Below are 4,504 nucleotides of genomic sequence, written 5' to 3'. Positions count from 1 at the left end.
AGGTGGTCTTGTGGCGCGCTGGCACGCCCGTCGACTATGCGTCTGCGGTGGTCGACCCGCACCACCTCGCGGCTCGGCTCTTCAGGGGGAGTCAGCATGATCGGGTTCAGGGGACGTGCAGTCGGGTTCGTCGCGGCCGTTCTGACGGCCACCACCTTTGCCGGCGGGGGCACCGCCGCGGCCGGGATCCATCCGAGTTCGGGACCCGGCTCGTGCACGCTGAAGAACTGGAATCCCTCGGCTGACCCGGATGACGCCAAGGACCTGCCCCAGGGGCAGCGGCCACAGTCATACAAGCCAGACGACTACAACTGCACGGGGGCCACGTTCGCCCGGCCGGGGGTGGAGTTCGCGAAGTTCCGCCAGCCGCACAACTTCGCCAGCCACCCTGGGACGTCGACCCCTGACCCGGGGATAGCCGCCCCAGCGGCGGCGACCAACCCGCTGGCGCCGTACTTCCCGCCGTTCACCCACTTCGTCATCCTCTACCGCGAGAACCACACCTTCGATGACTACCTCGGGGACTGCGCGACCACCGTGCAGGCGGGGTGCAACGGCGCGGTGCAGAGCACCAACCACATCAGCTCGGTGCCCAACCTGCACACGCTGGCCAAGACCTACGCCCTGTCCGACACCTACAGCACCGGCACGCAACCACCCAGCGGGCCGAACCACTGGTGGCTCTTCTCCGCGCAGTCCTCCTCCAGCTCCCAACAGCAGTCCTACCCCAGCACCGGGACGCAGTTCGACCGCCTGCTGAGCGGCACCACGGGGCCTGCCGGCGAGGGCACCGACCCATGCGCGTCCCAGACCGGCTCCGGCACCGGCAGTAGCCCGTTCACCTTCGTGATGAACGGGGACTTCTACTGGATGCTCACCACGGGCAGCGGCTACTGGCGCAACCCCGGCACCGGAAAGCTCGAGGTCCTGCCGGTCAACCGGCCGGGCACGACCATCCCCGAAGAGCTGAACTACAACAACTACGCCTGCCGCTCGCAGAACGACGACGACCAGGTCATCGGCAACGACTTCCTGAACCACGTGAGCACCTACGGCCTGCCGGCCTACTCCTACGTCGAGCTGTTCAACGACCACCCCGGCACCTACCAGGACATTCCCAAGAACGACGCGGTGACCAAGCAGATCGTCGACTCGATCATGGGGAATGCGTCCTACAAGGACAACACCCTGATCATCGTCACCGAGGACGACACCCAGAACGGCAGCAACGGCCCGGACCACGTCAGCAACACCTACCGGGTCCCGCTGGTGGTCATCGGCTCGCCGACGTACGTCAAGCAGCACTACCTCTCCCACGTCGCCTACACCACCAGCAACGTCATCGCCGCCATGGAGCGGGTGATGCAGAACGTGCACGCCGGCGTGATCGACCCGAACGACAACCTCGGGGCATCCACGTTCCCGATGACGACCTCGGACCAGGCCGCCCTCGGCGACCCGCTGGAGGACTTCTGGGTCCAGGGCCACTCGCCCCTGACGACCGCCGCGACCGGGTCGCCCACCACCGGCAACGCCCCCCTGGCGGTGGCGTTCACCGGGTCGGCCACCGGCGGCACCGCCCCCTACTCCTACAGCTGGAACTTCGGCGACGGGTCGGCGACCAGCACCGCGCAGAACCCGACCCACACCTATTCCGCGGCCGGCACCTACACCGCGACGCTCACGGTGACCGACAGCGCCTCACCTGCGGCCACGTCGACCTCGACGGTCACCATCACCGTCAACGCGGTCGGCAACCCGCTGACCGCCACCGCGTCCGCGACTCCGACCTCCGGACAGGTGCCGCTGACCGTCGCCTTCACGGGGACGGGCACCGGTGGCACCCCGCCGTACTCCTTCAGCTGGGACTTCGGCGACGGGTCGGCGAGCAGCACCGCGCAGAACCCCAGCCACACCTACAACAACGCCGGCACCTACACGGCCACCCTCACGGTCACCGACAGCGCTGCACCGGCCAAGACGGCCACCTCGAGCGTCTCGGTCACCGCCTCGCCCATCGCCGGGGCCCCACCCGGCGCGCCGACCGGCCTGACCGGGACCGCCAGCAGCGGACAGGTCTCGTTGAGCTGGACGGCCCCTTCCAGCAACGGCGGCGTGAACATCACCTCCTACCGGGTCTACCGCGGCACCACCAGCGGCGGGGAGACACTGCTCACCAGCGGCGGCTGCAGCGGCCTGGGCGCCGTGACCTCCTGCACCGACACCGGGCTGACCAACGGCCAGACCTACTACTACAAGGTCAGCGCCGTGAACTCAATCGGCGAGGGCGCCCAGAGCACCGAGGCCAGCGCCACCCCCTCCAGTTGCACGTCCGGGCAGCTGCTGGGCAACCCCGGCTTCGAGACCGGCACGGCGCCCCCGTGGGCCGCGACCTCCGGGGTGGTCAGCAACAGCAGCACCGAGCCTGCGCGCACCGGCAGCTGGAAGGCCTGGCTGGACGGCTACGGCACCACCCACACCGACACCCTGTCCCAGGCGGTGACCCTGCCCACCGGGTGCACGAGCTACAAGTTCAACTTCTACATGCACATCGACACCGCGGAGACCACGACCACCACCAAGTACGACACCCTGAAGCTGCAGCTGCTCGACAGCTCCGGAACCGTGCTGGCGAACCTGTACACCTACTCCAACCTCAACGCCAACAGCGGCTACAGCCTCCACTCGTTCAACCTCGCCAGCTACGCCGGTCAGAACGTCACACTCAAGTTCACCGGCGTCGAGGACTCAACCCAGCAGACGTCCTTCGTCCTCGACGACACCGCGGTCAACGTCAGCTGAGCGAACCGGCCCTCCCAGGCGTGATGATCCCAGGGTGCCGCATGAGGCCGGCTGGCTCAGGCTCCTCGCCGCTGACCGCGAGTCACCTATCGTGCTCACGTGTGCGCAGGACCCGGCGAAGTTTCAGCCCGCCACTGTCAACGATCGCCGCGAGGAACTGCGACAGGCTGCCTCCGGCCGCCGGCACGTGCGAGGCCGTCTCGCCGCCCGGGCGTCGCCCAGGGACCGAACAGCGGATCGCCACCGTCGACCGTTCGACCAGTTCGCGCCCGAACAGCCACCACCCACCGTGCGCGGCTGCGACCGCGCACTGGTGCGACGACTCACTGACCTTCTCGCCAGCGCCGCGCTGGCGGCCGTGGTGGCCGGCTGCGCGGTGGGAACCGCACCCGGGCAGGTGGTGGACCGGCCGTTCACGCCTACGCCGCCGGTCGCGACGAACGCGGCCTATCCGCTGCCGACGAGCGCGTGCCAGGTCGCGGCGACGGTCGCCCTTGTCGACCACGACCTGCTGCAGACGAGCGCAGAGAGCGCCACGGCCGCCGACCTGACCGAACAGCAAGCGCTCACCATGGCCGCCCAAGGGCGGGCCATCTTGGCCAGCGCACCCCAGCTGCCCTCACCCGTGGACGACCTGGGGCATTGGCTCGCCATCCTCGACGGGGGCATGCTCACCACCCCGGCAGCGCAGTTGATCCTCAACGACCTCGCCTGGATGCGGCAGCACTGCCCCGCCTGGGCCTCCAAGGCTGACGCCTGACCGCATTCCCTCACGCCGCGCGGGTGCACATCTTGGGGACCGGGGGCAGCGGCGGCACCTCGGAACAACGGCTTCCGTTGGAGTGGCTGCGACGAGCTGAGCGATCGAGGTGCAGTGAGCTTTTCGCAGGTGCCGCGGCGCCGCACCGGTACAAGCGGACGTCGGTGACCGGTCAGTCGTGGGCCTCCCGCGTGACCCCGCGACCGTTGGGGGCGAACCCTTCGTCGTTGAGGCCCCCGCTGAGGTGGCGGTGGATCTCGTCCAAGAGGTCCGTCTGCCGCTTGACCTGCTCGGTCAGTCGGGTGTTCTCGGCCAGGAGGGTCTTGATGTCGTCGGTGTTGTGTTCGGTGTGGACAGCGATCTCGGAGGAGATGCCATCGGCTCGTTTGGCCGCGATGAGCAGCGCCGCAGCCTGAACGCCGGCCAGCATGGACAGGAACAGGTTGAGCAGGATGTAGGGGTAGGGGTCAAAACCCCGAGGACCGCCGAGGGTGAACACGGAGTTGGCGATCGCCCAGGTGATCATGACCGCGAAGAACCCGAACACGAAGGGCCAGGAGCCCATCACGTTGCGCATCCGGTCCGCTGCTCGTTCGCCTAGGCTCAACTCATCCCCGGAGCGCACACCCGGGTGGCGGTGCCACAGCGCTTCCCCAGTCTTGATGTTCATGTCCAGCAGTGTTGCGGCGCTGCTCGGCCGGGCGCGGGAGACACTCCGCACCATCCCACCGAGGCGCACGACCGACCCCGGAATTGTGGTGACATCCATGGGCCAGATCTAGTCGCGATTCGTCAGGCCGTTGGAACGGATGAGTTGCCTGATTCCGACAAGCGCCTCATGGGACGCGGTTGTCTTTCAGTCGCCCTTGACGTTGATGATCTGGCGCAGCGTGTGTCGCACCTCGACCAGGTCGCGGGCGTCGTGCATGACCACGTCGATGT

General features: G+C 68.2%; 3 protein-coding genes. 2 read left to right on the top strand and 1 reads right to left on the bottom strand.

Annotated elements, in window-relative coordinates:
- The first annotated feature begins 96 nt into the window (after positions 1–96).
- Both VF825_RS04465 and VF825_RS04460 read left to right on the top strand, forming a co-directional pair.
- Positions 97–2,802, top strand: coding sequence for a PKD domain-containing protein (locus VF825_RS04465; protein ID WP_331110564.1), 2,706 nt, complete (start codon positions 97–99; stop codon positions 2,800–2,802).
- A 34-nt stretch (positions 2,803–2,836) separates the two neighbouring features.
- Positions 2,837–3,562, top strand: a complete 726-nt coding sequence (locus VF825_RS04460; protein WP_331110562.1) for a hypothetical protein — start codon at positions 2,837–2,839, stop codon at positions 3,560–3,562.
- 172 nt (positions 3,563–3,734) lie between these two features.
- Here VF825_RS04460 and VF825_RS04455 read toward each other — a convergent pair whose 3' ends face one another.
- A complete protein-coding gene (locus VF825_RS04455) occupies positions 3,735–4,139 on the bottom strand; it encodes a DUF1003 domain-containing protein (RefSeq protein WP_331110560.1) in 405 nt (134 codons plus the stop codon).
- Positions 4,140–4,504: the final 365 nt, after the last annotated feature.

Origin of the sequence: Oryzihumus sp. (genome assembly GCF_036391795.1) — a bacterium.
In the GTDB taxonomy this organism is placed as follows: domain Bacteria; phylum Actinomycetota; class Actinomycetes; order Actinomycetales; family Dermatophilaceae; genus Oryzihumus.
This window is presented reverse-complemented; position numbering and strand designations above follow the sequence as displayed.